Annotated in this window: 23 protein-coding genes; 20 read left to right on the plus strand and 3 right to left on the minus strand. The window is 75.7% G+C overall.

The genetic code is table 11. The annotated features are described in order from the left end of the window. Positions 1-416 precede the first annotated feature (416 nt). The gene (locus tag QFZ75_RS40700; RefSeq protein WP_307545827.1) at positions 417-944 is read left to right on the plus strand and encodes a hypothetical protein; all 528 of its coding nucleotides are present in this window, start codon (positions 417-419) and stop codon (positions 942-944) included. Positions 945-974: 30 nt separating this feature from the next. On the opposite strand, the gene QFZ75_RS40705 is transcribed toward QFZ75_RS40700, so the two are convergent. After that, complete coding sequence (locus QFZ75_RS40705; RefSeq protein WP_307545829.1) at positions 975-1,220, minus strand: hypothetical protein; 246 nt, start codon at positions 1,218-1,220, stop codon at positions 975-977. A 527-nt stretch (positions 1,221-1,747) separates the two neighbouring features. On the opposite strand from QFZ75_RS40705, the gene QFZ75_RS40710 reads away from it, so the two are divergent. The 5 genes from QFZ75_RS40710 to QFZ75_RS40730 are packed head-to-tail and all read left to right on the plus strand — an operon-like array spanning position 1,748 to position 6,938. Continuing rightward, complete coding sequence (locus QFZ75_RS40710; protein WP_307545831.1) at positions 1,748-2,500, plus strand: hypothetical protein; 753 nt, start codon at positions 1,748-1,750, stop codon at positions 2,498-2,500. Then, positions 2,487-4,187: a GH3 auxin-responsive promoter family protein gene (locus QFZ75_RS40715; protein WP_307545833.1), complete on the plus strand. Its 1,701-nt coding sequence runs from the start codon at positions 2,487-2,489 to the stop codon at positions 4,185-4,187. The genes QFZ75_RS40710 and QFZ75_RS40715 overlap by 14 nt, the downstream gene beginning before the upstream one ends. Continuing rightward, positions 4,184-5,047, plus strand: coding sequence for an SAM-dependent methyltransferase (locus tag QFZ75_RS40720; protein WP_307545835.1), 864 nt, complete (start codon positions 4,184-4,186; stop codon positions 5,045-5,047). The genes QFZ75_RS40715 and QFZ75_RS40720 overlap by 4 nt, the downstream gene beginning before the upstream one ends. Beyond that, positions 5,044-6,210, plus strand: coding sequence for a hypothetical protein (locus QFZ75_RS40725; protein WP_307545837.1), 1,167 nt, complete (start codon positions 5,044-5,046; stop codon positions 6,208-6,210). Before QFZ75_RS40720 ends, QFZ75_RS40725 begins: the two co-directional genes overlap by 4 nt. After that, complete coding sequence (locus tag QFZ75_RS40730) at positions 6,210-6,938, plus strand: DUF6182 family protein (RefSeq protein ID WP_307545839.1); 729 nt, start codon at positions 6,210-6,212, stop codon at positions 6,936-6,938. Before QFZ75_RS40725 ends, QFZ75_RS40730 begins: the two co-directional genes overlap by 1 nt. A gap of 66 nt (positions 6,939-7,004) precedes the next feature. Here the strand turns inward: QFZ75_RS40730 and QFZ75_RS40735 are convergent, their stop codons facing one another. Then, entirely contained in the window at positions 7,005-7,784 is a 780-nt protein-coding gene (locus tag QFZ75_RS40735; protein ID WP_307545841.1) for a DUF4097 family beta strand repeat-containing protein, read from the minus strand. A 7-nt stretch (positions 7,785-7,791) separates the two neighbouring features. After that, complete coding sequence (locus QFZ75_RS40740) at positions 7,792-8,259, minus strand: hypothetical protein (protein WP_307545843.1); 468 nt, start codon at positions 8,257-8,259, stop codon at positions 7,792-7,794. A 697-nt stretch (positions 8,260-8,956) separates the two neighbouring features. On the opposite strand from QFZ75_RS40740, the gene QFZ75_RS40745 reads away from it, so the two are divergent. The 14 genes from QFZ75_RS40745 (at position 8,957) to QFZ75_RS40810 (ending at position 25,701) form a co-directional block, all read left to right on the plus strand. Next, positions 8,957-10,036, plus strand: coding sequence for an acyl-CoA desaturase (locus QFZ75_RS40745; protein ID WP_307545844.1), 1,080 nt, complete (start codon positions 8,957-8,959; stop codon positions 10,034-10,036). Between the two features lie 202 nt (positions 10,037-10,238). Then, positions 10,239-10,385 (plus strand): mycofactocin precursor MftA, encoded by a 147-nt coding sequence (gene mftA / locus QFZ75_RS40750; RefSeq protein ID WP_307545847.1) that lies wholly within the window; start codon positions 10,239-10,241, stop codon positions 10,383-10,385. A gap of 29 nt (positions 10,386-10,414) precedes the next feature. Continuing rightward, positions 10,415-10,678 (plus strand): mycofactocin biosynthesis chaperone MftB, encoded by a 264-nt coding sequence (gene mftB / locus QFZ75_RS40755; protein ID WP_307545849.1) that lies wholly within the window; start codon positions 10,415-10,417, stop codon positions 10,676-10,678. 31 nt (positions 10,679-10,709) lie between these two features. Then, positions 10,710-11,936: a mycofactocin radical SAM maturase gene (mftC, locus tag QFZ75_RS40760; RefSeq protein ID WP_307545851.1), complete on the plus strand. Its 1,227-nt coding sequence runs from the start codon at positions 10,710-10,712 to the stop codon at positions 11,934-11,936. Then, the gene (locus QFZ75_RS40765) at positions 11,933-13,891 is read left to right on the plus strand and encodes a mycofactocin system FadH/OYE family oxidoreductase 1 (RefSeq protein WP_307545853.1); all 1,959 of its coding nucleotides are present in this window, start codon (positions 11,933-11,935) and stop codon (positions 13,889-13,891) included. The genes mftC and QFZ75_RS40765 overlap by 4 nt, the downstream gene beginning before the upstream one ends. Then, on the plus strand, positions 13,888-15,843 hold the full coding sequence (locus tag QFZ75_RS40770) for a mycofactocin system FadH/OYE family oxidoreductase 2 (protein ID WP_307545855.1): 1,956 nt from the start codon (positions 13,888-13,890) through the stop codon (positions 15,841-15,843). The genes QFZ75_RS40765 and QFZ75_RS40770 overlap by 4 nt, the downstream gene beginning before the upstream one ends. Continuing rightward, positions 15,840-16,769 carry a mycofactocin-associated electron transfer flavoprotein alpha subunit gene (locus tag QFZ75_RS40775; RefSeq protein ID WP_307545857.1) on the plus strand — a complete coding sequence of 310 codons (930 nt, stop codon included), beginning with the start codon at positions 15,840-15,842 and terminating at the stop codon, positions 16,767-16,769. The genes QFZ75_RS40770 and QFZ75_RS40775 overlap by 4 nt, the downstream gene beginning before the upstream one ends. Then, positions 16,769-18,079 (plus strand): FAD-dependent oxidoreductase, encoded by a 1,311-nt coding sequence (locus QFZ75_RS40780; protein WP_307545859.1) that lies wholly within the window; start codon positions 16,769-16,771, stop codon positions 18,077-18,079. The genes QFZ75_RS40775 and QFZ75_RS40780 overlap by 1 nt, the downstream gene beginning before the upstream one ends. Next, a complete protein-coding gene (locus QFZ75_RS40785) occupies positions 18,076-18,372 on the plus strand; it encodes a ferredoxin family protein (protein WP_307545861.1) in 297 nt (98 codons plus the stop codon). Before QFZ75_RS40780 ends, QFZ75_RS40785 begins: the two co-directional genes overlap by 4 nt. Positions 18,373-18,377: 5 nt before the next feature. Next, positions 18,378-19,226, plus strand: coding sequence for a mycofactocin-associated electron transfer flavoprotein beta subunit (locus tag QFZ75_RS40790; RefSeq protein WP_307545863.1), 849 nt, complete (start codon positions 18,378-18,380; stop codon positions 19,224-19,226). After that, entirely contained in the window at positions 19,223-19,972 is a 750-nt protein-coding gene (locus QFZ75_RS40795) for an SDR family oxidoreductase (protein ID WP_307545865.1), read from the plus strand. Before QFZ75_RS40790 ends, QFZ75_RS40795 begins: the two co-directional genes overlap by 4 nt. Positions 19,973-20,004: 32 nt before the next feature. Next, entirely contained in the window at positions 20,005-21,708 is a 1,704-nt protein-coding gene (gene mftF, locus QFZ75_RS40800) for a mycofactocin biosynthesis glycosyltransferase MftF (protein WP_307545867.1), read from the plus strand. Further along, the gene (gene mftE, locus QFZ75_RS40805; RefSeq protein WP_307545870.1) at positions 21,705-22,412 is read left to right on the plus strand and encodes a mycofactocin biosynthesis peptidyl-dipeptidase MftE; all 708 of its coding nucleotides are present in this window, start codon (positions 21,705-21,707) and stop codon (positions 22,410-22,412) included. Before mftF ends, mftE begins: the two co-directional genes overlap by 4 nt. Positions 22,413-22,905: 493 nt before the next feature. Further along, entirely contained in the window at positions 22,906-25,701 is a 2,796-nt protein-coding gene (locus tag QFZ75_RS40810) for an AAA family ATPase (protein ID WP_307545872.1), read from the plus strand. Positions 25,702-25,912 lie beyond the last annotated feature (211 nt).

Here is a 25,912-nt window from a genome sequence, read left to right on the forward strand (position 1 = left end):
GCCCCTTGCCGGGGGGCGGGGGCCGTCTGCCACGCCGGCCTGCTCAGCGCGCCGGGCGTGCGGCTGCCTGACCGCCCGGGCTCCGAGGACGCGTCCGGGCCGGACGGGCCTTCCCCGGCGGTGCACGCCCCGGCCGTCATCCCCGACGGCCGCACGCTCGCCCCCGCCGGCTCCCGGCACGACGTCGCGCTCCGGGACATGCGCGACCCCGGGCGCCCGGTCCGGCCTCCGGGCAGCCTCCGCGCGTCCCGCACGTGTCCCGCAGGATCCGGCCGGACAGGGCGTCCGCCGGCTGCGTCACGGCGGCGGCCCTCCCGCACGACCCCACGCCACGTGATGTACGTCACAGGCGGGTGGGGCGGGGTGGGCGGTGCCGTGTTCTTCCGCCGGCCCCGCCCGTCCTGGACGATCCACGCATGACTCAGCAGCAGACCGATGGGGCACCGCCGGCCGACGCGGCCGACGCCTACCTGCGGGCACTCCGCGAACGGCTGACCGCCGACGGATGCCGGGCGACCACCACGACCTGGCGCGACCACGAGGTGACGATCGGCAGCCGCGCGGACCGCAAGGCGCGGTGGTTCGGCACCAGGACGGAACTGTTCGTCCTGGCCGCCGCCGTCCCCGCGGCCGACGACGCCGTGCTCGCCCGGTTCACCGGATGGGCCCTGGAGTACGCCAAGGGCCTGCGCGGCGGCCTGCCCGGCGCCCGTAACGCGGTGATGGTCCTGCCCGCGCTGATCAGCGACGACATCCAGCCGTCCGCGAGCAGGTGGGCGGCCCAGGACGCCCGCATCCTGGGGACGTCCGTGATCGGCCGGCCCGTCACGGTGCAGACGTCCCCCTCGGGGGCCACCCGGACCACCCTGTACCGGGGCGGGGTCGTGGTGGGCGGGCTGTTCACCCGCCACGTCCTGCAGAAGGCGTCGCTGTACTTCCCCTGACCCCGAGGCGTTCAGTCGGCTTTGAGGCGCTCAGTCGGGGGCGGTGCGGCCGAGCGCCGTGAGCATGGAGAGCACCGCGCTCTCCGACGCCCTGACCATCAGCGTGACCGCTGTGCCGTTGTCGCTGACGCGGGCGCCCGCCAGGGTGCAGTCGCCCGCGATGCGGTGTCCGGCGAGGCTGATGGGGACGGTCTTGCCGATCCGGCGTGCGAAGGCGGCCGCGGCGAACCGCGTACCCGGCACGGCGCGTTGCTCGATGCGGATGAGCTGCGCCACGTGTCCTCCTGGGCTTGTCGGGCGAGCCGGCGTGCTGCTCGCGTCTGTTCGCGGGGCCGGTCCGGTGGCCGGCTCCCGTGTTCGGTGCCCGCCGCGGGCGTCCTCGTCCTGCCGGGGGCGGGGAGCCGGCAGGGCCGCGGGGCGCCGCGGGAGCGGACCGTGGAAGGCGGGTGCTGAGCGTAGGCGGCGTGCAGTGCCGAGAAAGTGACGGCCGCCGCGTCGGCGGGGCGGGCCGGCGCCCGTACGGTAACCGACGCGGCGTGAACCGCTCAATGCGGCTGGCCGCGGCCTTTCCTGACGGTGCGTCAGGCCGGTCCTCGGTCCGGACCCCCCTCAATCGCGGACCGCGGTGAACGGCAGGGGTAGGGGTCGCTACGGGTTGAGGGGGCGGCTGCGGGGCTGCCACTAATAGTGGGTGCGGGTCTCACCGGCCCGCGCGCCGGGGCGGCCCGCAGCAGGCGGGCCGTGCGGCCGGCCCGCTGCACCAGCCCGAGCCCCGGTTCCGAGAGAAAGTCGGTGGTCGTCGTATGACTGCACCCCCCACTGCGCGCGGCGTGCGGGTGAGTCCGCCGCGCGAGGCCGCCGAGGCGCTCCGTGGCCGGCCGGCGGCCGGTGCGGGCCCGGCCGGTGCGGCGGCCGGACCGATGCCGCCGTTCTGTGTGCTGCTGGGCTCGGACTACGCCGGCAAGTCCGCCACGCTGACGGAAGTGGCCCGGATCGCTCCCGAGGTGCGGATCATCTCCGCCGACGAGGAACTGCTGGGCCCGGGGCACTCGCTGATCGGGCGGCTGCGCCGGGGGCTGGTGGGCGATGTGATGCCGGCCCTGCACCGCGACTACTCCGCCGACTTCATGCTGACGATGCTGCAGACGGCGGTGCTGCACCTGCGCGACAGCATCGCGCGCAGCCCGGCGGGCGCTCCGGTGCTGGTGGACTCCTACTACTACAAGATGCTCGCCAAGTGCCGTCTCACCGGGCAGGACCGGCACCCGCTGTTCGACTGGTGGCGTTCCTTCCCCCAGCCCCGGCAGGTCATCTTCCTGGAGGTGTCGGCCGGGACGGCGTGGCGGCGCTGCGGTGCGGGCCGGGACCTCAATGCGCTCGAGCACTACGGTCCGCGGGCCGACTACGCGTCGTTCGCCCGCTTCCAGGGCGATCTGAACGCGGCGATGCGGGAGGAAGTGCGCTCGCTGCCCGTCTCATTCATCGCCGAGGGGGACCAGGTGTCCACCGTCGCGCAGGAGATTCGAGAGGTGCTCGGCGCACATGAACTTGTCTGAACAGTGGGCGGACGGCGAGCGGGTGCGCCGCTACCGGCGGCGGGTCTTCGGCGAGCGGGAGTCGCTCACCGCCGCGCTGGCCGACGCGCGCGGGCAGCAGCAGCGGGTGCTGGACGAGCTGACGGAGTTCAACGCGGACACCGAGTACGGGCGTGCCCACGGTTTCGGCGGCGTCCGTGACCTGGACGACTTCCGCAAGGCCGTCCCGATCAACGACTACGCCGCCCTGTCGTCGTCCGTCGAGCGGATGGCGGCCGGGGAGAGCAACGTGCTCAGCGCCGACGACCCGGCGGTGTACTTCACCAGCAGCGGGACGACGGGCGCGCACAAGAAGATCCCGGTCACGCCGAGTTTCATGCGGCGGACCTTCTTCCCGTTCTACTACGCGGCCTGGGCGCCGCTCGTCGAGCACTTCCCCGACGTGCTGGCGCGTCCCGACGCGGTACTGAACCTGAAGCACGACCCGCTGACCGCCCCGCCCACCACGGCGTCCGGCCGCCCCCATGTCGGGGCCAGCCAGGTCGACTTCGGGGCCAGGTTCGGCGAGCCGCTGTCGGCGGAGCCCGGCACGGGCGCGCCGTGGGGCAGCCTGCCGGTGCCGGTCGGGGCGGGCGAGCACCTGGAGAAGGCCTATCTGCGGCTGCGGCTGGCGGTGGCCAGCGACGTGCGCTGCGTCATCGGGATCAACCCGGCGATGGTCGCGGCGCTGCCCTACCAACTGCGCCTGTGGTGGCCGCGGTTGGTCAAGGAGATCCACGAGGGCACCCTGGGCGGCCTGCCGTACACGGACCCCGATCCGGGGCGGGCGCGGGAACTGGAGCGGCTGGCCGGCCACTTCGGCACGATCCGCCCGGCCCATGTGTGGCCGCGGATGCGGGCCCTGTTCTGCTGGACCACCGGTATGGCCTCGCTCTACCTGCCGCGGCTGCGGGAGGAGTTCGGGCCCGGGGTGGCGACGCTGCCGGCGCCGGTCGCCGCGTCGGAGGGGCCCGTGGGGGTGGCGCTGGACCGGCACACGTCGGCCTGCTCCCTGACCGTGGGCGCCTCGGTGTACGAGTTCCTGGACGCCGAGGAGGACGTGCGCCCGGACTCCGCGACGCTGTCCTTCGACGAGCTGGAGGCGGGGCGCGACTACCACGTCGTGTTCAGCCACATCGGCGGCCTGTACCGCTACGCGGTGGGTGACGTGGTGCGGGTGCTGGACCGCTTCGAGGGCGTGCCGCGGGTGGAGTACGCCGGGCGCGCCACCCGCTCGGACGCGGCCGGGGAGCGGCTGCGGGACGCTCAGGTCGTCCGGGCGCTGGCCGCGGTGGCCGGCCGCACGGGACTGGACGTGCGCAACGCCGCCTGCCGGGTCACCGGCGCGGACGGGGCGGCGCCGTCCTACGAGTTCGCGCTCGCACCGCACGGGGCCTGGTCGGCGGCGGAGACCACACGTTTCGCCGCGCTGCTGGACCGTGCGATCGGCGACGAGGCGGCCGGCTACCGGGCGGCGCGCGGCGCGGGGCGGCTGGGCGCGGCGACGGTGGGCCTGCTCGACGAGGAGGCCTTCGTGCGGGACTGGCACACCGCGGTCGCCGCCGGGGTGCGGCCCACCCAGGTCAAGGACCGGCTCTTCCGTCAGGACCCGGCCCTGTGGGAGCGGCTGACCGGTGCCGCGCGGCCCGGTGGGGAAGGACAGGCATGAGCGGCGCACTGGACCCGGTCGAGCGCACGTCCCTGCTGACGGCGGCGCTGCGGGCGGCGGAGAGCGGCCGCGAGGACCGGCTCTTCGAGGACCCCCACGCCGCCCGGCTGGCCGGGGAGGCGGGGTTCGCGCTGCTGCGCGAGATCCGGGAGGCGACGTTCCCGCCCGGCGGCGGGCGCAGCGCGCCGAGCACCCCCGACTACAACGCCATCCGCACCCGTTTCCTGGACGACTACCTGCAGCGCGCGGCCCGCCGCGACGGCGCCCCGCAGATCGTCCTGGCGCCGGCCGGCATGGACTCGCGGGCCTACCGCCTGCGGTGGCCCGCCGGCACCCGCTGGTTCGAGCTCGACCGGCCCGCCGTGCTGGCCCACAAGCAGCAGCACCTGGCCTCGGTGCAGCCGCGGGCGGAGCGGCGTGCCGTCGCGCTCGACCTCACCTCGCCCGCCTGGGAGGAGGACCTGCTGGCGGCCGGATACGAGCCGGAGCGCCCCTCGGTCTGGCTGCTGGAGGGGCTGCTGTACTACCTGGGCGGCCCGGACGCGCACCGGCTGCTGGCGCGGGTGGCGGCCCTGATGGCGCCCGGCAGCCGCATCGCCGCCGACCTGGTCAACGCGGCGGCCCTGACCCTGCCCGACGTACAGGTCCTGCTGGACGTCTTCGCCCGCTGGGGCTGTCCGTGGGTCTTCGGCACGGACGAGCCCGAGGAGCTGTTCGGCGCGCACGGCTTCAAGGTGGAGGCGCTGCAGCCGGGTGATCCGCAGGCCGGCTACGGCCGGTGGCCCGACCCGGTGCCGCCGCGCTCCGCGGCGGGCGTGCGGCGGGTGTTCTTCGTGCACGGCAAGAAGCAGCCGGCATGAGCGCCCCGGCCGTGCAGGAGGATGCCGTCACCGGCCGCGCACCGCGGCCGGCGGGCACCGCGCGCGTGCTGCTGGCGCCGATCACCGTCACCCCGTCGAAGCCGCTGACGCCCAGCCACCTCAAGGGCCTGCTGTGGACGGACGTGATGTACCGGGCCAGCAGCGTGCTGGCCGACGTCACCTACCGCTACAGTCCCACCACCTACCATCTCACCGAGCAGACCCTGGGGTTCTGGGAGTACCTGGACCGCACGGTCGGCGACGCCGACTACTCGGGGCTGTCGGAGGAGCAGATCGGCCAGCTGTACGTCGGCTACCGGGCCCAGGAGCAGAAGGCGGGCGCCGGGGCGCTGCGTCCCTACGCGCAGGCGGTGGAGGAGCAGGGCTGGGTGCATCCGGCCGGTGCCCGGGTGCTGGAGCTGTGGACGTCGCACTATGCGCGCCTGGGCCTGCACGACCCGGGGCTGACGGTCCATCAGCCGCCCGCGCTGGGGGCCGAGGAGTCCGTCGAGCGGCTGGCCGCGCTGGGGTTCTGCCTGGACCTGCGGGCCTGCGGGGGGCCGGTGTACCTGGACGCCACGCGCCACGGTCTGCCGCTGCGCCAGATCGTCGACCCGCACGGCCGGCCCAACTACCTGGCCTGCATGATGCGTGAACTGCTGTCGCTGGCGCCGTCGTTCGACGAGGTGGTGCTGCTGTACGACCGTGAGCTGGAGGCCGACTACCACCTGGTGGAGCGGGTGCTGGCCGCGAGCGGCACCCGGGTGCGCCGGGTGGTGCTGGGCCGGGTCCCGATCGACGGGCAGGTGCGCTCCGCGCGCCACGGCGGCTGGCAGGGCAACACGGTGGGCGCGCTGCTCGACGAGGCGGGCGCGCAGGGCGATCAGGCGGTGCTGCGGCTGGGGATGCGCCTGTACTTCATCGCGGTGCTCGGCGCCGGCCAGCAGCAGTCGCTGCGCCGTGAGGTGCTGCACCAGAGCCTGGCGCGGGCCGCGAAACTGCTCGCGCCGGGGCGGGCGGCGGAGGCGGCACCGGTGGCCGAGGTGCTGGCCCGCCACCGCAAGGACCACCTGCACGTCAATCCGTACCGTCTGACGTCGAGTCTGCTGGCCCGCCACCGCCCCGCTCCCGCCCGCGAACTCCTGGAAGCGGTCTATCTGTGATGATCTCCCAGCAGCTGCTGCGCGCCGAGAACGCCCGGCGCATCCGTGCGGTGCGGCCCGAACTGGCCGCGCGTCTGGACCTGCTGAGCGACGCCGGCCTGGCGGCCGCCCGGGCGGAGGTGGCGGCGGCGGGCGCGGAGCCGGTGGTGCCGGCGGTGTGCGTGCTGCGCGGTTTCGAGCTGTCCGCCTGGCTCCGGGAGACGTATGTGTTCGCCCGCGGGATCGGCGGCGAGGAGGCGGCCGCCTGGCGCCAGGACTTCACCCGCACCGTGTTCCTGGCCGGCAACCCGGCCCAGCTGCGCGAGCGGTTCGTCTTCAGCCATGTCGCCGCCGACGGGGCGAGCGCCTGGCTGGGCCCGGCGCCGGCCGAGCAGAGCACCGCGCTGCGCCGTCTGCTCAAGCTGTTCCCCGCCACCGCGTCGCTGCCCACCGCGGCGGGCACGGTCGTGGACCTGCCCGCCGACGGGCCGGTCGGGCGGCGGCCGGTGCGCCACGAACTGCACCTGGCCACCGCGGGCCTCACGCTCGCCCAGGCCCTGGTGCACCTGCACCATCTGCTGAGTGAGGCGGTCCTGGACCGCGTCCTGGGCCCGGGCGACCGGCTGGTCCTGCGGCCGGTGCCGCACCTGGTCGGGGTCAGCGGCCCGTTCGAGGCCCTGCGGATCGGCGCCGCGCCCCGGCAGCCGCAGCTCCTGCGCGCCCACGCCGCCCTCACCGCCTGCCCGTGAACCACCGGCGGGTGAGCGCGGCGGGCCGCCCCGGCGGCAGCCGCGGGCGGCGGGCACGGGGCGGGGTCAGGCGCGGCGCACGGTGATGTCGCCGCTGGTCGTGGTGATCTTCAAAACGACGTCGGGGCCGCCGTCCGAGGGGGCGCCCTGGGCGAGGTCGCCGCGCTGGTCCCCGCTGTTGGTCTGCAGGCTCGACTGCACGCCCAGGCCCTTGTCGACGCCGACGGACACGTCGCCGGAGGAGGTGGTGGCGTAGACGGCGCCGCCGTGGACGGCGGCGATGCGCACGTCGCCGGAGGACGTCTCGAGGCGGACGTCGCCGCCGGTGGTGCCCAGGCGCAGATCGCCGCTGCTCGACCTGGCGCTGACGGTTCCGGCGGCGTGGTCCACGCGCAGTCCCCCGGAGCGGGCGGCGAATTCCAGGAAGCCGCCGACGGTGCCCAGCTGGCTGTCCGAGGAGGACACGTCCAGGCGTACGTCGCCGGTGACGTGCTCGGCCTCCACGCCGCCGGAGCCGGTGTCGACGGCGAGGGAGGCGAGCCGGCCGTGGACCTCGAGGTCGGCGGAGTCGGAGGCGAACTCCAGGACCGAGCCGGCCGGCAGGGCGACGTCCACCCGGACCCGTCCCTTGAGCCAGCCGCCGCGCTCGCCGGTGAGCACGCTCAGGACCCCGTCCGCGTAGTACACGGCCGTGCTCTCGGCGGCCTTGCGGTCTCCGGAGCGCCACGCGGTCGCCGGGGCCACCTCGACGCTGACGCCGTGGCCGTCACCGGTCCGCACGGCGCAGGTGCCGCCGGGGATCCGTACGGACGCGGCGATGGGGCCGTTCGCGGGGAATTGGTACATCGCACCTTCACCAATCGTGTCGGGCGGACCGCGGGGTCCGCTCTGTGGGGGGTGTGCGTGCGCCGCGTGCCGGCGCTGTCCGGGCCGCGGTGCCGTCGGGGGCGGGCAGGGGGCGCAGCATGCTGTCGTCGAGGCCGATCATGCGGCCGACCATCGGGAACCAGGTCAGGCGGACGCTCTCCTTGGCGCTGTCGACCAGTGCGTCCCACGGCACGGGCGGCTGCGGGGCGGCCGGCGCGGGTGCCCGCGGGGGCGGGGCGGCCGAGGTCGCGAAGGGGTGCGGGGTGGGCAGGGGCGGCAGGCCGGCCCGGGCGAGCGCGGTGCGCGCGCAGCCGCGTACCGCCTCCAGCTGCCGCTGCCTGCTGTCCTGCAAGGGGCGCGGTGCGCGCTGTTCACCGGAGAGGCGGGGGGCGGGCCCGCCGTACGACGCCTCGGCGCTCCTGCCGGGCGGTGACGGCCGGCGGCGGGTCACCATGTCCCGTCGCCGGCCTCGGTCACACAGGTCATCGACATGGCGCAAGGCTAGGCGCGGTGCCGGCCGGGCCGACACCCCGACGGACCCCTGAGCGGGCAGTGAGGGGGCCGGGGCCCGCCGGCACGCGCCGCGGCGGCCCGGGCGGCCGGCCACCGGCGCGGTGGCGGCCCGAGGTGCCGCGCGCCTTTGCGCCGTACGGCACAGAACGCCTGGTGGCGGCGGCAGTTGACGCCGTGTGCCGCCCGGCGCGGCGGTGCGCGCGCCCGGTAGGGCGGCGCCCGTGGGCACTGCTCCCCCAGGCCCTAGGGGTGGCGCCGCGGCGGCCTGGAACCCGTACGCCCCGAGCAGGCGCACCGGTGCGTGCCGTGGCAGGAGGAGGGGCTCGGCGAACGCCATGCGCAGGTCCTTCCCCTCGTACCAACAGCGGTGCGGGCGGCGGGTGTTGACAGCGCCATGGGCCGGCGCGGCCACCCGCTTCCGCGACCGTGATCGTATCGTCGCGGGATGTGCGCCCCCTGACCACCGCCGCCGCGGCGGGTGGCGCCGGGGCCCGCGGCAGGCCGTGGGCCGGCGGAAGGGGCAGGCCGGGGGCGTAGGGGTGGTGGAAACCCCCTGGGGTCGCGTGGGGGCAGCACCCGCCGGGATGTGGGGCCCAGCCCGCTGTCGCCGCCGCACCCGGATCCGCAGACTCGGCGACATGACGATCCCCACTGACGCCCTCACCGCGGCCGGGACGCCCGCCGCCCGGATCCGCAGGCCCGCCGCCGCCCAGGCCGGCAGCGACTTCGCCCGGCTCGCCCAGCGCATCGCCGACGCGGGCCTGCTCAGGCGGCGCCACGGCTACTACGCGGTGCGCCTGACCCTGGTGGTGGTGATGCTGGCGGCGGGCTGGACGGCCTTCTTCGCGCTCGGCGACAGCTGGTGGCAGCTGGCGGTCGCCGCCTACCTGACCGTGGTGTTCGGCCAGATCGCGCTGGCCGCCCACGACCTGGCGCACCGGCAGGTCTTCCGGACCCGCCGGCCCAGCGAGATCGGCGGGCGGCTGTTCGCCAACCTGGGCATCGGGATGAGCTACGGCTGGTGGATGAACAAGCACACCCGTCACCACGCCAACCCCAACCACGAGGACCTGGATCCCGACGTCTCCCCGGACCTTTTGGTGTGGTCCACCGACCAGGCCCGTGCCAGCCGCGGGCTGGCGAACTTCTTCGGCGGCCACCAGGCGTACCTGTTCTTCCCGCTGCTGATGCTGGAGGGCTTCAACCTGCAGGTGTCGAGCGTGCGGGCGCTGCGCTCGCGGCAGCTGAAGCACCGGCTGCTGGAGGGCGCCCTGCTGTTCGCGCACGCGGCGGCGTTCCTGTCCGCGCTGTTCCTGGTGCTGTCGCCGGGCAAGGCGGTGGCGTTCCTGCTGGTCAACCAGTGCCTGTTCGGTGTCTATCTGGGATGCGTCTTCGCCCCGAACCACAAGGGCATGCCGACCCTGACCGGCGGTGAGCGGCCCGACTTCCTGCGCCGCCAGGTGCTGACCTCGCGCAATGTGCGCGGCGGGCCGGTCCGGGACGTGCTGCTGGGCGGGCTGAACTACCAGATCGAGCACCACCTGTTCCCGAGCATGCCCACGGTGCACCTGCGCCGCGCCCAGGGCATCGTGCGCGAGTACTGCGCGGAGCTGGGTGTGCCCTACCACGAGACCGGGCTGATCGAGTCCTACCGGGAGGCGCTGACGCACCTGCACCGGGTGGGCGAGCCGATCCGGCGGCGGCGCGCGGCGGCCTGACCCGCAGGCACGGCACGGGCACGGCGTGCGGACGGCACGGGCACAGGTCCATGCACAGGTACATGCACGGACCCCTATCCGGGCGGCGGCCGGGAACATAGGGGTCCGTGCGCCTTCTGGCGCCGGGGCACCGCAGTTAGGTTTGTCGCAGCTCAGCCGACTGCTGTGCGTCCTCACCCGCCGTCCCACTCCAGGAGTGCCGATGTCCGAGACCGCGCACAGCCCTGAGCCCGCCGCCGGCAGCGGCACGGAGCAGGTCCCGGCGGACCGGGCCGGCCAGGAGCTGCTGGTCGAGGACGACCTGCTGGTCGAGGAGGTCTCCATCGACGGTATGTGCGGCGTCTACTGACCGGAGCGCCGCGAAGAGGAGGAGCAGTCGTGTTCGATGCCGGGCAACCCTACCGCTGCTCCCCCCAGGTGGCCCTGCGCCCCGAGCCCTTCGGCGCGCTGGTGTACCACTTCGGGACGCGGCAGCTGTCGTTTCTGAAGACACCCGAACTCCTGGACATCGTGCGGTCGTTGGAGCACCACGAGGACGTGGGCGCGGCGGTGGACGGTGCGGGGGTCCCGCCGCGGCGGCGCGCGGCCTATCTGCAGGCCATGGCCGGCCTCGCCGCCGCAGGCACCATCGAACCGCGCTGAGCCGCGCCCCAGACGTGCCGGGAGAGACCGCATGAAGCTCGTCGACCACATGTCGCGGGGGCTGGACGCCCCGATCTGCCTGACCTGGGAACTGACCTACGCGTGCAACCTGTCGTGCGTGCACTGCCTGTCCTCCTCGGGCCGCCGCGACCCGCGGGAGCTGGACACCGCCCAGTGCCGGGCCGTCATCGACGAGTTGCAGCGCATGCAGGTGTTCTACGTGAACATCGGCGGCGGTGAGCCGACCGTGCGGCCCGACTTCTGGGACCTCGTCGACTACGCGACCGACCACCAGGTGGGGGTGAAGTTCTCCACCAACGGGGTGCGCATCACCCAGGAGCGGGCCCGCCGGCTGGCCGCCGGTGACTACGTCGATGTGCAGATCTCCCTGGACGGGGCGAGCGCGGCGGTCAACGACGCGGTGCGCGGCGCGGGTTCCTACGCCACCGCCACCACCGCCATGCGGCGGCTGGCCGACGCCGGCTTCGCCGACTTCAAGATCAGTGTCGTGGTGACGCGGCAGAACGTGGGACAGCTCGACGACTTCGCCGCCATGGCGCAGGAGTTCGGGGCGCAGCTGCGGCTGACGCGGCTGCGTCCCTCGGGACGCGGCGCCGACGTGTGGGACAGCCTGCACCTGGGCGCCGACCAGCAGCGGATGCTCTACGACTGGCTCGTCGAGCACGGTGAAGGGGTGCTGACGGGGGACTCGTTCTTCCACCTCAACGCGCTGGGCGACACCGCGCTGCCGGGGCTGAACCTGTGCGGGGCGGGCCGGGTGGTGTGCCTGATCGACCCCGTAGGCGATGTGTACGCGTGCCCGTTCGCCATCCACGAGGAGTTCCTGGCGGGCAGCGTGCTGTCGCCGGGCGGGTTCGCCGGGGTGTGGCGCGATGCGCCGCTGTTCGCGTCGCTGCGCGAGCCGCAGGGCGCCGGGGCGTGCTCCTCGTGCTCGGCGTTCGACGCGTGCCGCGGCGGCTGCATGGCGGCGAAGTTCTTCACCGGGCTGCCGCTGGACGGCCCGGACCCCGAGTGCGTGCGCGGGCACGGGGAGCGGGCGCTGGAGCTGGTGGCGGCGGGATCCGCGCCGCGCCCCGGCGCGGACCACTCCCACCGCACCCGCCCGGCCGCGAAGGCCGGCCCGGTGCCGGTCACCCTGGGCCGGCGGCCGCCCGCGCCCGCCGCGGTGGACCGGGCGTGCGACGTCGACCCGCTGGCCGGGTTCCGCCCGCCGCGGCCGGCCGGCAGCCTTTCATGACGCTCCTCGAGCCGCTCGTGCTGGCGGGCCGCACCGCGCCGAGCCGGGTGGTGTTCGGGCCGCACGAGACCAACCTCGGCACCGGCCGCGCCCTGTCGGCGCGGCACGTGGCCTACTACGAGCGGCGGGCGGCCGGCGGCGCGGGACTGATCGTCACCGAGGGCGCCAGCGTCGACGACTCCGACTGGCCCTACGAGCGGGCGCCGCTGGCGGCGCAGTGCCCGCCCGGCTGGCGTGCGGTCGCCGCCGCCTGCCGGCCGCACGGCTCGCTCGTCGTGGCCGGCCTGGGGCACAGCGGCTCGCAGGGCTCCTCGGCGCACGCCCAGACGGCTCTGTGGGCGCCGTCGCGGGTCGCCGACGTCGTCACCCGCGAGATGCCCATGGAGATGGAAGGCGCCCAGATCGACCGGCTGGTGGCGGGTTTCGCGTCGGCGGCCCGCGGCGCGGCGGAGGCCGGCCTGGACGGTGTCGAGGTCGACGCGGGCCAGTTCAGCCTGGTGCGGCAGTTCCTGTCGGGGCTGACCAATGTGCGCGAGGACGCCTACGGGCAGGACCGGACCCTGCTGCTGCGCTCGGTGTTGTCGGCGGTGCGCGCGCAGCTGGGCCCGGGGCGGATCATGGGCCTGCGGCTGTCCTGCGACGAGCTCGCGCCCTGGGCCGGCATCACCGGCGAGCAGGCCGCGGACATCGCCAGGAAGGTCGCGCGGCAGGTCGACTACCTGGTCGTGGTGCGCGGTTCGGCGATGAACCTCGCCGCGACCCGCCCGGACCTGCACACGCCGCCCGGCTTCAACACCGACCTGTGCCGTGCGGTGCGCACCGCGGTGGACGGCGCCACCGCGGTGGTGCTGCAGGGCTCGGTCGTCGACCCGGCGCAGGCCCAGCGGGCGCTGGAGGACCACAGCGCGGACCTGGTGGAGATGACGCGGGCCCAGATCGCCGATCCCGCGCTGGTGGCGCTGTGGCGGGCCGGGCACGGCGAGCGGATCAGGCCGTGTGTGCTGTGCAACCAGAAGTGCCGGGTACGCGACAGCCGCAACCCCCTGGTGAGCTGTGTCGGGGAGCCGCGCAGCGGCCACGAGAGCACCGACGCGCCGGTGGAGGGCACCGACGGGGCCGTCCTGGACGTGCTGGTCGTCGGCGGCGGCCCGGCCGGCCTGGAGGCGGCCCGGGTGCTGGCGGGGCGCGGGCACCGGGTGGAGGTCGTTGAGCGGGAGCCGGTGCTGGGCGGCGCCCTGCGGTGGGCCGCCGCGGTGGGCGGCCGGGCCGGGCTGGGCCGGCTCGCCGGCTGGTGGGAGGCGGAGCTGCGGCGGCTGGGGGTCACGGTGACGCTGGGCCGCTGTGTCGGGGCGCAGGACCTCGACGCCGCCGGGGCGGCCGGCCGCAGTGTGCTGCTGGCCACCGGTTCGCTGCCCGGGCCGCGCGGCTACGAGGTGCGGGGGGCCACCGTCGTGGAGGCGGCCGACCTGCTCGCCCGGGGCCCGGCGCGGGCGCTGCCCGAGGGTGCGGTCGTGGTGGTGGACCCGGTGGGCGACGCGGTCGGCGCGGGCATCGCCGAGCAGCTCGCGCGAAGCGGGCGCACCACCGCCGTCGTCACGCAGGACCTGGTGGTGGGCACCCAGCTGGCCCTGACCGGTGACCTGGCGGACGCCAACACCCGCCTGCAGCTGGCCGGGGTGGAACTGGTCAAGCGCAGCGTGCCGCGGCTGGCCCGCGCGGGTGAACTCCTCGTCGAGGACGTGATGACCGGCAGGCGGCGCACCCTGGCGTGCGCGGCCGTCGTGCACTGCGGGCACCGGCTGCCCGACGAGCGGCTGTCCCTGGCGCGCCCGGGCCTGCTGCGGGCGGGCGACTGCGTGGCGCCCCGGACGCTGCACGAGGCGGTCCTGGAGGGGCGGCGGGCGGCCCTGGCGCTGGCCGGCGACGCCAAACCGGGAAGCGGGCCGGTGTCATGACGTACCGTCATCTGTTCTCCCCGCTGCGGGTGGGCCCGCTGGTGCTGGCCAACCGGGTGGTGTTCTCGGCGCATCTGACGAACTTCGCCGAGGACGGGCTGCCCGGTGAGCGGCATGCCGCCTACTACGCGGCGCGGGCGGCCGGCGGAGCGGGCCTGGTGATCACCGAGGAACACTCGACGCATCCCACCGACTGGCCCTACGAGAAACTCATCCACGGCTTCCGGCCGGAGGTCGTGCCGGGCTACCGGCGCATCACCGAGGCGGTGCACGCGCACGGGGTGCCGGTGCTGGCGCAGCTCAACCACAACGGCGGCCAGGCGTCCGGCATGTACTCGCGCCGCCCGGTGTGGGCGCCCTCGCCGGTGCCGGACCCGCTGTTCCGGGAGGTGCCCAAGGCGGTCGACCTCGCCGAGATCGCCGAGATCACGGCCGGCTACGCGCAGGTCGCCGGGCACTGCGCCGAGGGCGGTTTCGACGGGGTGGAGCTGCAGTGCTCGCACTCCTCGGTGGTGCGCGGCTTCCTGTCCCCGGCGACCAACCGCCGCGGCGACGCCTACGGCGGCACCCTGGCCAACCGGGCCCGGCTGCTGCTGGAGATCATCGACGCGGTCCGTGAGGCGATCGGCCCCGGGCGGGCGCTGGGCGTGCGGCTGTGCGGCGACGAGCTGATCGACGGCGGCACCACCCTGGAGGAGGCCGTCGAGGTGGCCCGCATGGTGGAGGGGACCGGGCAGGTCGACTACATCAACACCTCCATCGGTGTGGCCACCTCGACGCTGTACATGATCGAGGCGTCGATGGCGGTGCGGCCGGGGTATGCGCTGTTCGTCTCCAACGCGATCCGCCGCGCGGTACGGCTGCCGGTGATCGGGGTGGGACGCATCAAGGACCCGGTGCAGGCCGAACGGGCGCTGGCCGAGGGCCACTGCGACCTGGTGGGCGTGGTGCGCGGGCAGATCGCCGATCCCGACTTCCTCGCCAAGGCGCGCACCGGGCACGGCGCGCAGATCCGCACCTGTCTGTCCTGCAACCAGGAGTGCGTGGGCCGGATGGGCCTCAACCACCGGCTGGGCTGCATCGAGAACCCGGCGGTGGGCCAGGAGTCCGTCGTGCTGCCCCCGCCGCGCCTGGGCACCCGGCGGGTGCTGGTGGTCGGCGGCGGTCCCGGCGGGCTGCAGTGCGCCGCCACCGCGGCCCGGCGCGGGCACCGGGTGACCCTCTACGAGCGCGAGCCGGCGACCGGGGGGCAGGTGACGTCCGCGGCCGTCGTGCCGGGACGGGCGGAGTTCGCGGACCTGGTGCGCAATCTGCTGGCCGAGTGCCGCCGCCACGGTGTGGAGATCCGCACGGGGGTGGAGGCGACCGGGGAGCTGCTGCGCGCGCAGCGCCCGGACACGGTGGTGCTGGCCACCGGCGCCCGCCCGCAGCCGCCGCACTGGGCGGGCGCGCTGGAGCGGGTGGTGGACGTCCGGGACGTCCTGGAGGGCCGGGCCGCCCCCTTCGGGGAGGTGCTGGTGGTCGACGAACTGGGCTTCCACCAGGCGACGTCGGTGGCGGAGCTGCTGGCCGACCGGGGCTGCCGGGTGGAGATCTGCACGCCCGCCATGGTGGTCGGCCAGGACCTCGGCATCACCTTGGACATGGAGACGTTCTGCGCGCGGGCGGACGCCAAGGACATCACGTTCGCCACGGACCGGGTGGTGCTGTCCGCGGAGGCCGAACGAGACGGTGCGGGAGTGAGTCTTCAGGTGCTGACGCACACCACCGGCCAGATGTCCCCGGTGCGCGCCGACTGGGTGGTGTGCGCGGTGCACCAGGCGCCGCGGGACGAGCTGTGGCAGGACCTGCGGGAGGCTGCGTTCGAGGTGCACCGGGTGGGTGACTGCCTCGCGCCGCGCCGCGCGAACGCCGCGGTCCTCGAGGGCCACCGCGTGGCGGTGGCGCTGTGAGCGGCGGGGCGCTGCCCGCGCGGGACGCGGTCGCGGTGATCGTGGTGCGCGGCGGTGAACTGCCGCAGGGGGCGGCCGAGTCGGCGGCGGAGGCCGGCGCCGGCGCCCTGCTGGTGGGCGACGGCGTCCAGGAGGCCCGCGGCCGGCTGGACAGCGCCCGCACGGTGTGGGCGCTGGAGGCCGCCTCCCTGCCCGACCCGGGGGTGCTGGCCGCGGTGCTCGCCCCGCTGCTGGCCCGGGTGCACACGGTGGTGCTGCCCGCCTCGCCGGACGGCCGCGACCTCGCGCCCCGGCTGGCGGCGGCCCTGGGGCGGGTGCTGCTCGCCGGCGCGCTGACGGTGACCCGGCACGGCGCGCAGGTGCTGCGGCACGAGGGCCGGCAGCTGGCCGAACTGGCCGTGGAGGGGCCCTTCGTGGCCACGCTGGTGCCCGGGGTGCGCGGTGCGGGCCCGGCCGGCGGGACGCCGGTGACCCATCTCGTCGAGGCGTCCTGGCCCGGTGCGCCGGCCGGGACCCGCGCTCTGGGCACCGCCGCGCCGGGGCCGGGCGGGGCCCCGCTGGAGCAGGCCTCCCGGGTGCTGGGCGCGGGCGCCGGGCTGGGGGACGGCGCGGCGGTGGCGGTGCTGGCCGGCGTGGGCCGGGCGCTGGGCGCCGCGGTGGGCGCGACGCGCGCGGTGACCGACCAGGGCTGGCTGGGCCACGACCGGCAGATCGGCACCACCGGAGTGGTCCTGGACCCCGACCTGTACGTGGCGTTCGGTGTCTCCGGTGCCTCCCAGCACGTCGGCGGGCTGGGCAGGCCGCGCCATGTGGTCAGTGTGAACACCGACCCGCACTGTCCGATGACCGCGATGGCCGATCTGGGCATCGTGGCCGACGCGCCGGCCGTGCTGGCCGAGCTCGCCCGGCGGCTGGAGGACGTGTGATGAGCGATCCGATGTTCGACGTGGTCGTGGTCGGGGCGGGGCCGGCGGGCAGTGCGGCCGCCCTCACCGCGGCCCGGGCCGGCCGGTCGGTGGCGCTGGTGGAACGCGGCCCCCATCCGGGCTCCAAGAACGTGTACGGCGGTGTCGTCTACGGCCGGGTGCTGGACGAGCTGGTGCCCCGGTGGTGGGAGCAGATGCCGGTGCAGCGCTGGGTCACCCGCCGCTCCACCATGGTCATGACCGACCGGCAGGCCCTCACGGTGGACGTGCGCGCCCAGGCCTGGGGCGGTCCGCCGTACAACGGGGCCACCGCCCTGCGGGCCGACCTGGACGGCTGGCTGGCCGATCTGGCCCAGGAGGCGGGCGCGGTGCTGGTGCCGTCCACGGTGGCCACCGGTCTGCTGCGGGCGGCCGACGGAACGGTGCGCGGTGTGCGTACGGACCGCCCGGACGGCGAGCTGAGCGCCGGCGTGGTCATCGCCTGCGACGGGGTGAACTCCTTCCTCGCCAAGGAGGCCGGCCTGTTCGGCGGCCGGACCGGCGCCCGGCACACCTCGCTGGGTGTCAAGGAGACCCTGGCGCTGCCGCGCGAGGTGATCGAGGAGCGGTTCGCGCTGCGCGGCCGCGACGGCCTGGACATGGAGATCCTCGGCTGCACCCGCGGCATCCCCGGCGGCGGTTTCCTCTACACCAACCTCGACTCCCTCAGCGTGGGCGTGGTCGTCGGCCTGGACGGGCTGGCCGCCTGCGGGGTGCGGCCCGAGGAGCTCCTCGCCGACCTCAAGGCGCACCCCTCGATCGCGCCGCTGGTGCGCGGGGCGGAGCTGAAGGAGTACAGCGCGCACCTGCTGCCGGAGGGCGGCTACGACACCATGCCCGAACTGGCCGGGGACGGGATCCTGGTGGCCGGGGACGCCGCGGCGATGTGCCTGGCGGCCGGGGTGTGGCTGGAGGGCGTGAACTTCGCGATCGGCGCGGGCATGTACGCGGGCCGGGCGGCCGCCGAGGCCCTGGCCCGCGGTGACACCTCCCGCTCGGGGCTGGCCGGCTACCGGCGTCTGCTGGAGGACTCCTTCGTCCTGGCCGACCACCGCAAACTGCGCCGGGCTCCGGGGCTGGTGTTCTCCGAGCGGATGCAGCAGCGCTACCCGGCTCTGCTGTGCGACCTGGCCGAGGAGTTCTTCCGGGTCGACAACCCGCGGCCCAAGCCGGGCCTGCGCCGCCTGCTGCGCCGTGGTGCGGCCGCGCACGGCGTGCGGCTGCACCATCTGCTGTCCGACGCACTGACGGCTTGGAGGTCGTTCGGATGAACGCCGAGTACCGCGGCATCGACTTCGAGGACCGGATGTCCACGGTGGACTTCCGGCTCTCGGAGCGTGCCCACATCAGCGTGGACGCGGCCGTGTGCCGCTCCTGCACCGCCCAGGTGTGCGTGCACGCCTGTCCGGCGAAACTGTTCGTGCCGACCTCCGACGGCGGCATCCTGTTCAACTACGAGCAGTGCTTCGAGTGCGGCACCTGCTACGAGGTGTGCGACGCCGAGGGCGCGATCACCTGGACCTACCCCGACGGCGGGCACGGCGTCGTCTTCCGGCAGGGGTGAGCGGCGTGCTGGTGGCGGCCGCACTGCGCTGCTTCGATCCGCACACGGCGGTGGACCCGCTCACCGGCGTGGTGCGCGAGGACCCGCACGCCGGGCGGGCGAGCGAGGCGGACCTGGCGGCGCTGGAGCACGCGCTGCGGCTGGCCGAGGCGCTGGGCGGGCGGTGCGTGGCCGTCACCGTGGGCGGGGCGCGGGCCGACGGCATGCTGCGCGAGGCGCTGGCGGCCGGCGCGCACGCGGTGCTGCGCGCCGAGGGCCCCGGCCACGACGGCGCGGCGACCGCACGGACCTTGCACCGGGCCCTGCTGGCCCGGCACGGCGCGCCGGACGTGGTGGTGTGCGGGGACCGCTCCCCCGACCACGGCACCGGCTCCACCCCGGCGTTCCTCGCGGCGCGGCTGGGCGCGGCGCAGGCGCTGGGACTGCTGGAACTGTCGCCGGGACGGCAGGGCACGCTGCACGCGGTGCGCCGCCTGGACGGCGGGCGGCGCGAGAGGCTGCGGGTGCCGCTGCCGGCGGTGTGCTCGGTGGAGGCCGGCGGCGTACGACTGCGGCGGGCCGCGCTGCCCGCGGTGCTCGCCGCGCGCCGGGCCGGCGTGCCGGTGCTGGCCGTCGCCCCGCCCGCCGGCGCGCAGCAGGTGCGCACGGTGGCCGTGCGGCCCTACCGGCCGCGGCCCAAGGAGCTGCCCGCGGTGGCCGGCGGCACGGCGCGGGAGCGGATGCTGGAGCTGACCGGCACGTTCGTGCCGCCCGCCGTGGCCCGCGTGGTACGCGCCGAGGACCCGGTGCTGGCCGTCGATGAACTGCTGGCGTTCCTGCGCACCCACGGCTATCTGAAGGAGGGCGGCCGGTGAGCGCCCGGGTGGCGGTGGTGACCGGCGCGGCCCGCGGGGTCGGGGCGGCGGTGGTGGGGCAGCTGGCGCGGGAGGGCTGGCGGGTCGTCGCCGTCGACACCTGCGCGGACCTGGCGGACCTGCCCGCGGCGGACCGCCGTCCGGGCAGCGAAGGGCAGCCGGCGGCGCTCGCCGCCCGGTGGCCCGGCACGGTGGTGGACGTGGTGGCCGACGTGCGCGACGCCGGGGCGCTGGCGGAGGCGGTCGCGCTGGCCGAGCGGGAGTTCGGCGCGCTGGACGCGGCGGTGGCGGCCGCGCCGGTGACCGCCGGCGGGCAGGGCCTGCGGGAGAGCGGCGAGGAGCGGCAGGCGCTGTCCGACATCGGCGTGCGCGCGGTGGCCGGCCTGGCGCGGGCCTGCGTTCCCGCGCTGCTGCGCCGGCCCGGCCCGGGCCCGGGCCGGTTCGTGGCGCTGGCGTCGGCCGCCGGCCACCGCGGGCCGTACCGCCTGGCCGGCTGCGACGCCGGCACGCACACCGTGGCCGGCCTGGTGCAGAGCCTGGCGAGCGACCTGCGCGGCACCGGCCTGCCGGACTCCGGCGCGGCGCTCCACGGGCCGGCGGACGCCCCGGACCTCGCCCGGCACCAGCTGGTGGGGCACCTGCTCTCGCCGCAGGAGGTGGCCGCCGCGGTGTGCTGGCTGTGCCACGAGCAGTCGGCCCCCCTGACCGGCACGGTCGCGCACACCGGCGGGGGCCTCACCGCATGAAGGACCGGCAGGACGGGAAGGGGGGCGCCGCGATGACGCCACTGCACGTGAGCGCCGACGCCGGTCTGCGGCGCCTGGACGGCGGACGGCTGCTGCTGGGCGGCTCGCCCTACCGGGTGCTGCGGCTGTCCGCGGCCGCCGCCCGGCTGCTCGACACCTGGCTGGCGGGCACGCCCGTCGCCGCGCTGCCCGCCCACCGGCGGCTGGCCGCCCGGCTGGTGCGCGCCGGTGTCGTGCACCCGGTGTACACGAGCGCCCGCCTGAGCGTGCGGGACGTCACGGTGGTGGTGCCGGTGCGCGACCACGCCCAGGCCCTGGCCGGGCTGCTGCCCGCGGTACGGGAGGTGGCCGAGGTCGTCGTCGTCGACGACGGCTCGCTCAGGCCGCTGCCGCAGGCCGCCGTGCGCCACCCCGTCTGCCGGGGGCCGGCGGCGGCCCGCAACACCGGCTGGCGGCTCGCGGGCACCGACCTGGTCGCGTTCCTGGACGCCGATGTCGTCCCGGACGCCGGCTGGCTGGACGTGCTGCTGCCCCACTTCGAGGACCCGGACGTCGCGGCCGTCGCCCCGCGGGTGCTCAGCGTCGCGGGCACCTCGCTGCTGGCCCGCTACGAGCAGGTGCGCTCCTCGCTGGATCTGGGCGGCGCGCCCGCGCCGGTGCGGCCGGGCGGCCGGGTGTCCTACGTGCCCTCGGCGGCCCTGGTCGTGCGCGTGTCGGCCCTGCGCGCGAGCGGCGGCTTCGAGGAGGAAATGCGTTTCGGCGAGGACGTGGACCTGGTGTGGCGGCTGGCGGCCGCGGGGTCGCTGGTGCGCTACGAGCCCGCCTCGACGGTGCGGCACGCCCCGCGCCCGCGGTGGCGGGGGTGGGCCCGCCAGCGTTTCGAGTACGGCACCTCGGCGGCTCCCCTGGCGCTGCGCCACGGCCGGGCCGTGGCCCCGCTAAAGATGTCCGCGTGGAGCGTCGCGGCCTGGGCGGGGCCGGCCGTGGGCCGTCCGCTGGCGGGCCTGGCGGTGGCGGGGGTGACCGCCGCGCTGCTGCCGCGCAAGCTGGAGGCGGTGGGCGTGCCGGCCGCCGAGTCGCTGAAGCTGGCCCTGCACGGCCACCTCGGCGCCGGGCGGCTGCTGGCCGACGCGCTCACCCGCTCCTGGTGGCCGGTGGCGGTGCCCGCGCTGGCGGCCACGCGCCGCGGCCGGTGGCTGCTGGCCGCGGCCTACGGCTGCCATGTGCAGGAGTGGTACCGGCGGCGGCCGCCGATCGATCCGCTGCGCTGGACGGCGCTGCGTGCGCTGGACGACCTGTGCTACGGCTCCGGAGTCTGGTGGGGCGCGGTGCGGCACCGCACCCTGGCCCCGCTGCTGCCGGACCTGGCCGAGTGGCCGGGCTGCGACGGCGTCCACACGGACACCGGCACCGGCCCCGGTGCCGATCCCAGCCCCGATGTCGGTGCCGATCCCGATCCCGGTGCCGCGGCTGGCCCCGATCCCGATCCCGGCCCCGGTGCCGATTCCGATCCCGATCCCGGTGCCGATCCCGGTGCCGGTGCCGATCCCGGTGCTGGTGCCGATCCCGGGGACGCGTCCCCGCCCGCCGCTCCCCCGGTCCCCGGCGCCGTCGGCGACAGCGGTCTGCCCCGCACCACCACCGGCGGCGCCGGTGCTCTTGACCCCGCCGGCGAGGAGGACGGTCCAGCCGCCCTCGCCGGCGGCGACACCTCCCCCGGCGTGCGGGCGCAATGAGGCGTCCGTACCGGCTGGACCAGCTGACCTGGCCGCAGCTCGAGGCCGCCGCCGGCCGCAGTCTGCTGGCCGTGCCGGTCGGCTCGACCGAACAGCACGGCCCGCACCTGCCGCTGACGGTGGACACGGACATCGCCGCCGCCCTGGCCGGCCGGCTCGCCCGCGGGCGCGAGGACGTGCTCCTGGCCCCGGCCGTGTCCTACGGATCGAGCGGCGAGCACGCCGCTTTCCCCGGCACGCTGTCGATCGGCCAGGAGGCTGTCGAGTCGCTGCTGCTGGAACTGGTGCGCTCGGCCGACGCGTTCGCCGGGGTGGTCCTGGTCTCCGGCCACGGCGGCAATGCGGCGCCCCTGGCCCGGGCGGTGGCCCGGCTGCGCCGCGAGGGCCGCCGGGTGCTGCCCTGGTCGCCCTCCGGCTCCCCCACCGACAGCCACGCCGGCCGCACGGAGACGTCCGTCATGCTGGAGCTGCGCCCCGAGAGCGTGCGCATGCACCGGGCCCGGCCCGGTGACGTCCGGGCGCTGGCCCAGGTGCTGCCGATCCTGCGCGCCTCGGGGGTGCGCGCGGTCAGCGGCAACGGCGTCCTGGGCGACCCCACCGGCGCCACGGCCGCGCAGGGCCGGCGCATCCTGGCCGCCTGGAGCGCGGACCTGCTGGCCGCCGTGGAGCGCTGGAGCGCCGCCACGGACCACGCCGGCGGCTGAGCCGGGGAAACCCGCCCGCACCGCCGCAGCCCTCCCCCGGCGGCCCCCTGATGACTCCCGGCGGCTCCCGGCGGCTCCCGGCTGCCTTCAGGGGCATACACCCGCGTGCTCGCCGTGGCCCGTTCCCGTATGCCGCTGGGGGTTGTCAGCGCACACCCGCACATGTACGGTTGTTCCATACGTAAGTACGTATAGATCAACTGTTCGGCATGCGACTCCCGAGTCGCCCAGCGACCGCCACGCCCGTTGCCTCCCCCGTCAACGAGGCGCGGCCAGGCCGGGGCCTCCGCAACCGCGGGGGCCCCGGCCTATTTCCGCGCACTCGCAAGGCGAGGGGCTCCCTCCGGTAAAACCACCCTCCGCGTTTGGCCGGTAGCCATGCGCGAACATTCGGCAACCCCTGCAAAGGGGGCCCCGGGTTGAGCTATATTCGGTCATACGTCTTAGTCATACGTCCTTGCCACACACCCGTATAGCGGGGAGGTCCGGCGACATGACACTCGTCGAACGTGATCGGCCCATCGAACTTCTGGAACAACTGCTCTCCCAAAGCTCCACCGGCCGCGGTCAGGTAGCCCTGATCAGCGGCGGTCTGGCAAGCGGCAAGACCGCGTTGCTCGACGCGTTCACCGACCACGCCGCGGCGTCGGGGGCCCTGGTCCTCAGCGCCACCGGCTCACGGGCCGAACGCACCCTGCAGATGGGGGTGCTGGACCAGCTGTTCCGCAGCCCGGGGCTGCCGCCGCAGGTCGCCGAGCACGCGGCCGCCATGGTGACGGTCTCCGCGCAGGTCCCCGACGAAGAGGACCTGGACCCCGTCACGATCCGCCAGTCGCACGTGACCCGGGTGCACGGCATCTGCTCGGTGCTGCTCGACCTGGCACGCGAACGCCCCCTGGTGATCGCCGTGGACGACCTCCAGTTCGTGGACGGCGTCTCGCTGCAGGTGCTGCTGTACCTGCAGCGCCGGATCCGGGCGGCGCGCGTGATGATGGTCTTCAGCGAGTGGGACCACCGGCACACCTCGCTGCCGCGCTCCCACGCGGAGCTCACCCGGCGCCCGCACTACCTGGTCAAACTCCCCCTGCTCAGCGAGGAGGGGGTGGCGCAGCTGGCCGCCGGGCACCTGGAGCCGGCCGTGGCGCTGCAGGCCGCGCCGCGGCTGCACCAGTGGAGCGGCGGCAACCCGCTGCTGGTGCGCGCCCTGCTGCAGGACGGATCCGCGTACGCCGCCGAGGGCCCCGCCCCGGGCAGCGCCTTCGGGCGGGCGGTGCTCAGCTGCCTGCACCGCTGGGAGCCGCTGCTGCCGGAGGTGGCGCGGGCGCTGGCGGTCCTGGGCGACTACTCCTCGCCCTCGATGGTGCGCCGGCTGATCGGCGTCGGGCGTGACACCGCGGCGCAGGTCGTGGGCGTGCTCCAGGAGGCGGGGCTGCTCCAGGGGCATCTCTTCCGCCATCCGGCGGCCCGCACGGCGGTGCTCAACAGCCTCAAGCCGGCCGACCGGGCGCTGCTGCACCTGCGGGCCGCCTCGATCCTGCACGAGCACGGCATCGCGGCGTCCGAGGTGGCGCAGCACCTGGTCGCGGCGGACAGCGGCGAGGGCCAGTGGGCCGCGGACACCCTGCGGGAGGCCGCCCAGGAGGCGCTGGCGGTCAACCGGCCCGAGTTCGCGGTGCAGTGCCTGACGCTCGCGCTGGGCGCGTGCTGCGACGAGCAGTCCCGTACGGCCGTGCGCAGGGCGCTGATGCGCATCGAGTGGCGTGCCAATCCCAGCGCCGCCGCCCGGCACCTGGCGCCCCTGCACAAGGCGCTGCGCGCCGGGGACCTGCCCGGCCGGGACGCGGTCCTGCTGGTGCGTCACCTGCTGTGGCAGGGCAGCCCGGAGGCGGAGACCGTGGCCGGGGACGTGCTGCGCGACGCGAACGAGCAGACCGACACCGAGGCGACGGCCGAGCTGCGGCTGGCGCACGAGTGGATCCACGGCGGCCAGCGCAGGCTGCCCCCCGACAGCGGTCCCGCCGCCCTGCCGACGCTGAGCAGGAAACCGGGCAAGGCCCACGGGAACCTGTGGATGCAGGCGGGCGCGACCCTCACCACGGCGCTGTCCGCACGCGGCAGCAGCAGCCGGGTCGTGGACAACGCCGAGCACATCCTGCGCAGCTGCCAGCTGACCGACCGGACCCTGGAAGCGGTCGCCAGCTCGCTGTCCGCCCTGCTCTACGCGGGAAGACCCGACCTGGCGGCCACCTGGTGCGACTCCCTGTCGCAGGATGCCGAGCGGCACGGGGCGACCACCTGGCAGGCGGTGCTGACCGCGCTGCGCGCGGAGATCCACCTGCTGCAGGGCAATGCGGCCGAGGCGGCCGCGCTGGCCCGCGGCGCACTGGACCAACTGCCGGTGCAGGGCTGGGGCGTGGTGATCGGGCTGCCGCTGTCGACGGCCATCCTGGCGGACGTGGCGACGGGCCAGCACACGCCGCTGCCCGAGCGTGCCGTGCCGCCCGCGATGTTCGACACGGTGTTCGGGCTGCGCTATCTGCACGCCCGCGGTCACCGGCACCTGGCCGGCGACCGGCTGCTGGCCGCGGTCAACGACTTCCAGCGGTGCGGCGACCTGATGCAGGAGCGCGGCACCGACCTGCCGACCGTGGTGCCCTGGCGCAGCGACCTGGCCGAGGCGCACCTGCGGATGAACCAGACGCAGACGGCCCGGCAGCTGGTGGAGGAGGAGCTGCGCCGGCCGGGGGCCGACAACGCCCGGGTGCAGGGTCACGCGCTGCGGGTGCTCGCCGCCGCCAGCGATCCCAAGCTGCGGTCCGCGCTGCTGCGCAGGGCCGTGGACGCGCTGCAGGAGTCGGGCGACCGGCTGGAGCTGGCGGGCGCGCTCGACGAGCTGAGCCAGGTGCACCACAAGCAGGGCCACTACCGCCGGGCGCGGGTGGTGGCACGTCAGGCGGCGCAGGAGGCGCGCGCCCACCATGTGCAGGAGCTGCTGACCCGCGGTCCGCTGCACGCGGAGCCGGCCGGTGATACGGAATCGGCCGTTTCTGTCTCCGAGTCGGTGCTGAGCGACGCCGAGCGCAGGGTCGCCACCCTGGCCGCGCTGGGTCACACCAACCGGGAGATCAGCCGCCGGCTGTTCATCACGATCAGCACCGTCGAGCAGCATCTGACGCGGGTGTACCGCAAACTCAACGTCAACGGCCGGGCCGATCTCCCCGCCGGCCTGACGCTGCACCGCGAACACACCTCCGTCAGCGCCGGTCCGCAGAATTCGCAGGCATGCTGATCACGGCGCCGGCCGGCCCCGGTGGCTCGGGGACCTTCGCAGGTCCGGCGCCGTGCCGCGGTCGCGCCCCGGAAGGCGGTGCCTCTTCGCTGCCGGTAATCAGCCAGATGCGCCGCCGGGGTGCTCGGTACACCCCAACAGTGAATCCAGACCCCTCTCCAACGTCGGCCGGGCCTGCCACCATGGAGGCATGTCGTCGTCCGAGCCGTGC

This window comes from Streptomyces sp. V3I8 (assembly GCF_030817535.1).
In the GTDB taxonomy this organism is placed as follows: domain Bacteria; phylum Actinomycetota; class Actinomycetes; order Streptomycetales; family Streptomycetaceae; genus Streptomyces.

Coding starts and splice junctions, on each gene's coding strand:
- QFZ75_RS40765 (WP_307545853.1), top strand. CDS start 11,933: ATGACGCTCCTCGAGCCGCTCGTGCTGGCGGGCCGCACCGCGCCGAGC.
- QFZ75_RS40710 (WP_307545831.1), top strand. CDS start 1,748: ATGACTGCACCCCCCACTGCGCGCGGCGTGCGGGTGAGTCCGCCGCGC.
- QFZ75_RS40715 (WP_307545833.1), top strand. CDS start 2,487: ATGAACTTGTCTGAACAGTGGGCGGACGGCGAGCGGGTGCGCCGCTAC.
- QFZ75_RS40740 (WP_307545843.1), bottom strand. CDS start 8,259: ATGGTGACCCGCCGCCGGCCGTCACCGCCCGGCAGGAGCGCCGAGGCG.
- QFZ75_RS40730 (WP_307545839.1), top strand. CDS start 6,210: ATGATCTCCCAGCAGCTGCTGCGCGCCGAGAACGCCCGGCGCATCCGT.
- mftC (WP_307545851.1), top strand. CDS start 10,710: ATGAAGCTCGTCGACCACATGTCGCGGGGGCTGGACGCCCCGATCTGC.
- mftE (WP_307545870.1), top strand. CDS start 21,705: ATGAGGCGTCCGTACCGGCTGGACCAGCTGACCTGGCCGCAGCTCGAG.
- QFZ75_RS40700 (WP_307545827.1), top strand. CDS start 417: ATGACTCAGCAGCAGACCGATGGGGCACCGCCGGCCGACGCGGCCGAC.
- mftA (WP_307545847.1), top strand. CDS start 10,239: ATGTCCGAGACCGCGCACAGCCCTGAGCCCGCCGCCGGCAGCGGCACG.
- QFZ75_RS40735 (WP_307545841.1), bottom strand. CDS start 7,784: ATGTACCAATTCCCCGCGAACGGCCCCATCGCCGCGTCCGTACGGATC.
- mftF (WP_307545867.1), top strand. CDS start 20,005: ATGACGCCACTGCACGTGAGCGCCGACGCCGGTCTGCGGCGCCTGGAC.
- QFZ75_RS40770 (WP_307545855.1), top strand. CDS start 13,888: ATGACGTACCGTCATCTGTTCTCCCCGCTGCGGGTGGGCCCGCTGGTG.
- QFZ75_RS40725 (WP_307545837.1), top strand. CDS start 5,044: ATGAGCGCCCCGGCCGTGCAGGAGGATGCCGTCACCGGCCGCGCACCG.
- QFZ75_RS40720 (WP_307545835.1), top strand. CDS start 4,184: ATGAGCGGCGCACTGGACCCGGTCGAGCGCACGTCCCTGCTGACGGCG.
- QFZ75_RS40785 (WP_307545861.1), top strand. CDS start 18,076: ATGAACGCCGAGTACCGCGGCATCGACTTCGAGGACCGGATGTCCACG.
- QFZ75_RS40780 (WP_307545859.1), top strand. CDS start 16,769: ATGAGCGATCCGATGTTCGACGTGGTCGTGGTCGGGGCGGGGCCGGCG.
- QFZ75_RS40745 (WP_307545844.1), top strand. CDS start 8,957: ATGACGATCCCCACTGACGCCCTCACCGCGGCCGGGACGCCCGCCGCC.
- QFZ75_RS40810 (WP_307545872.1), top strand. CDS start 22,906: ATGACACTCGTCGAACGTGATCGGCCCATCGAACTTCTGGAACAACTG.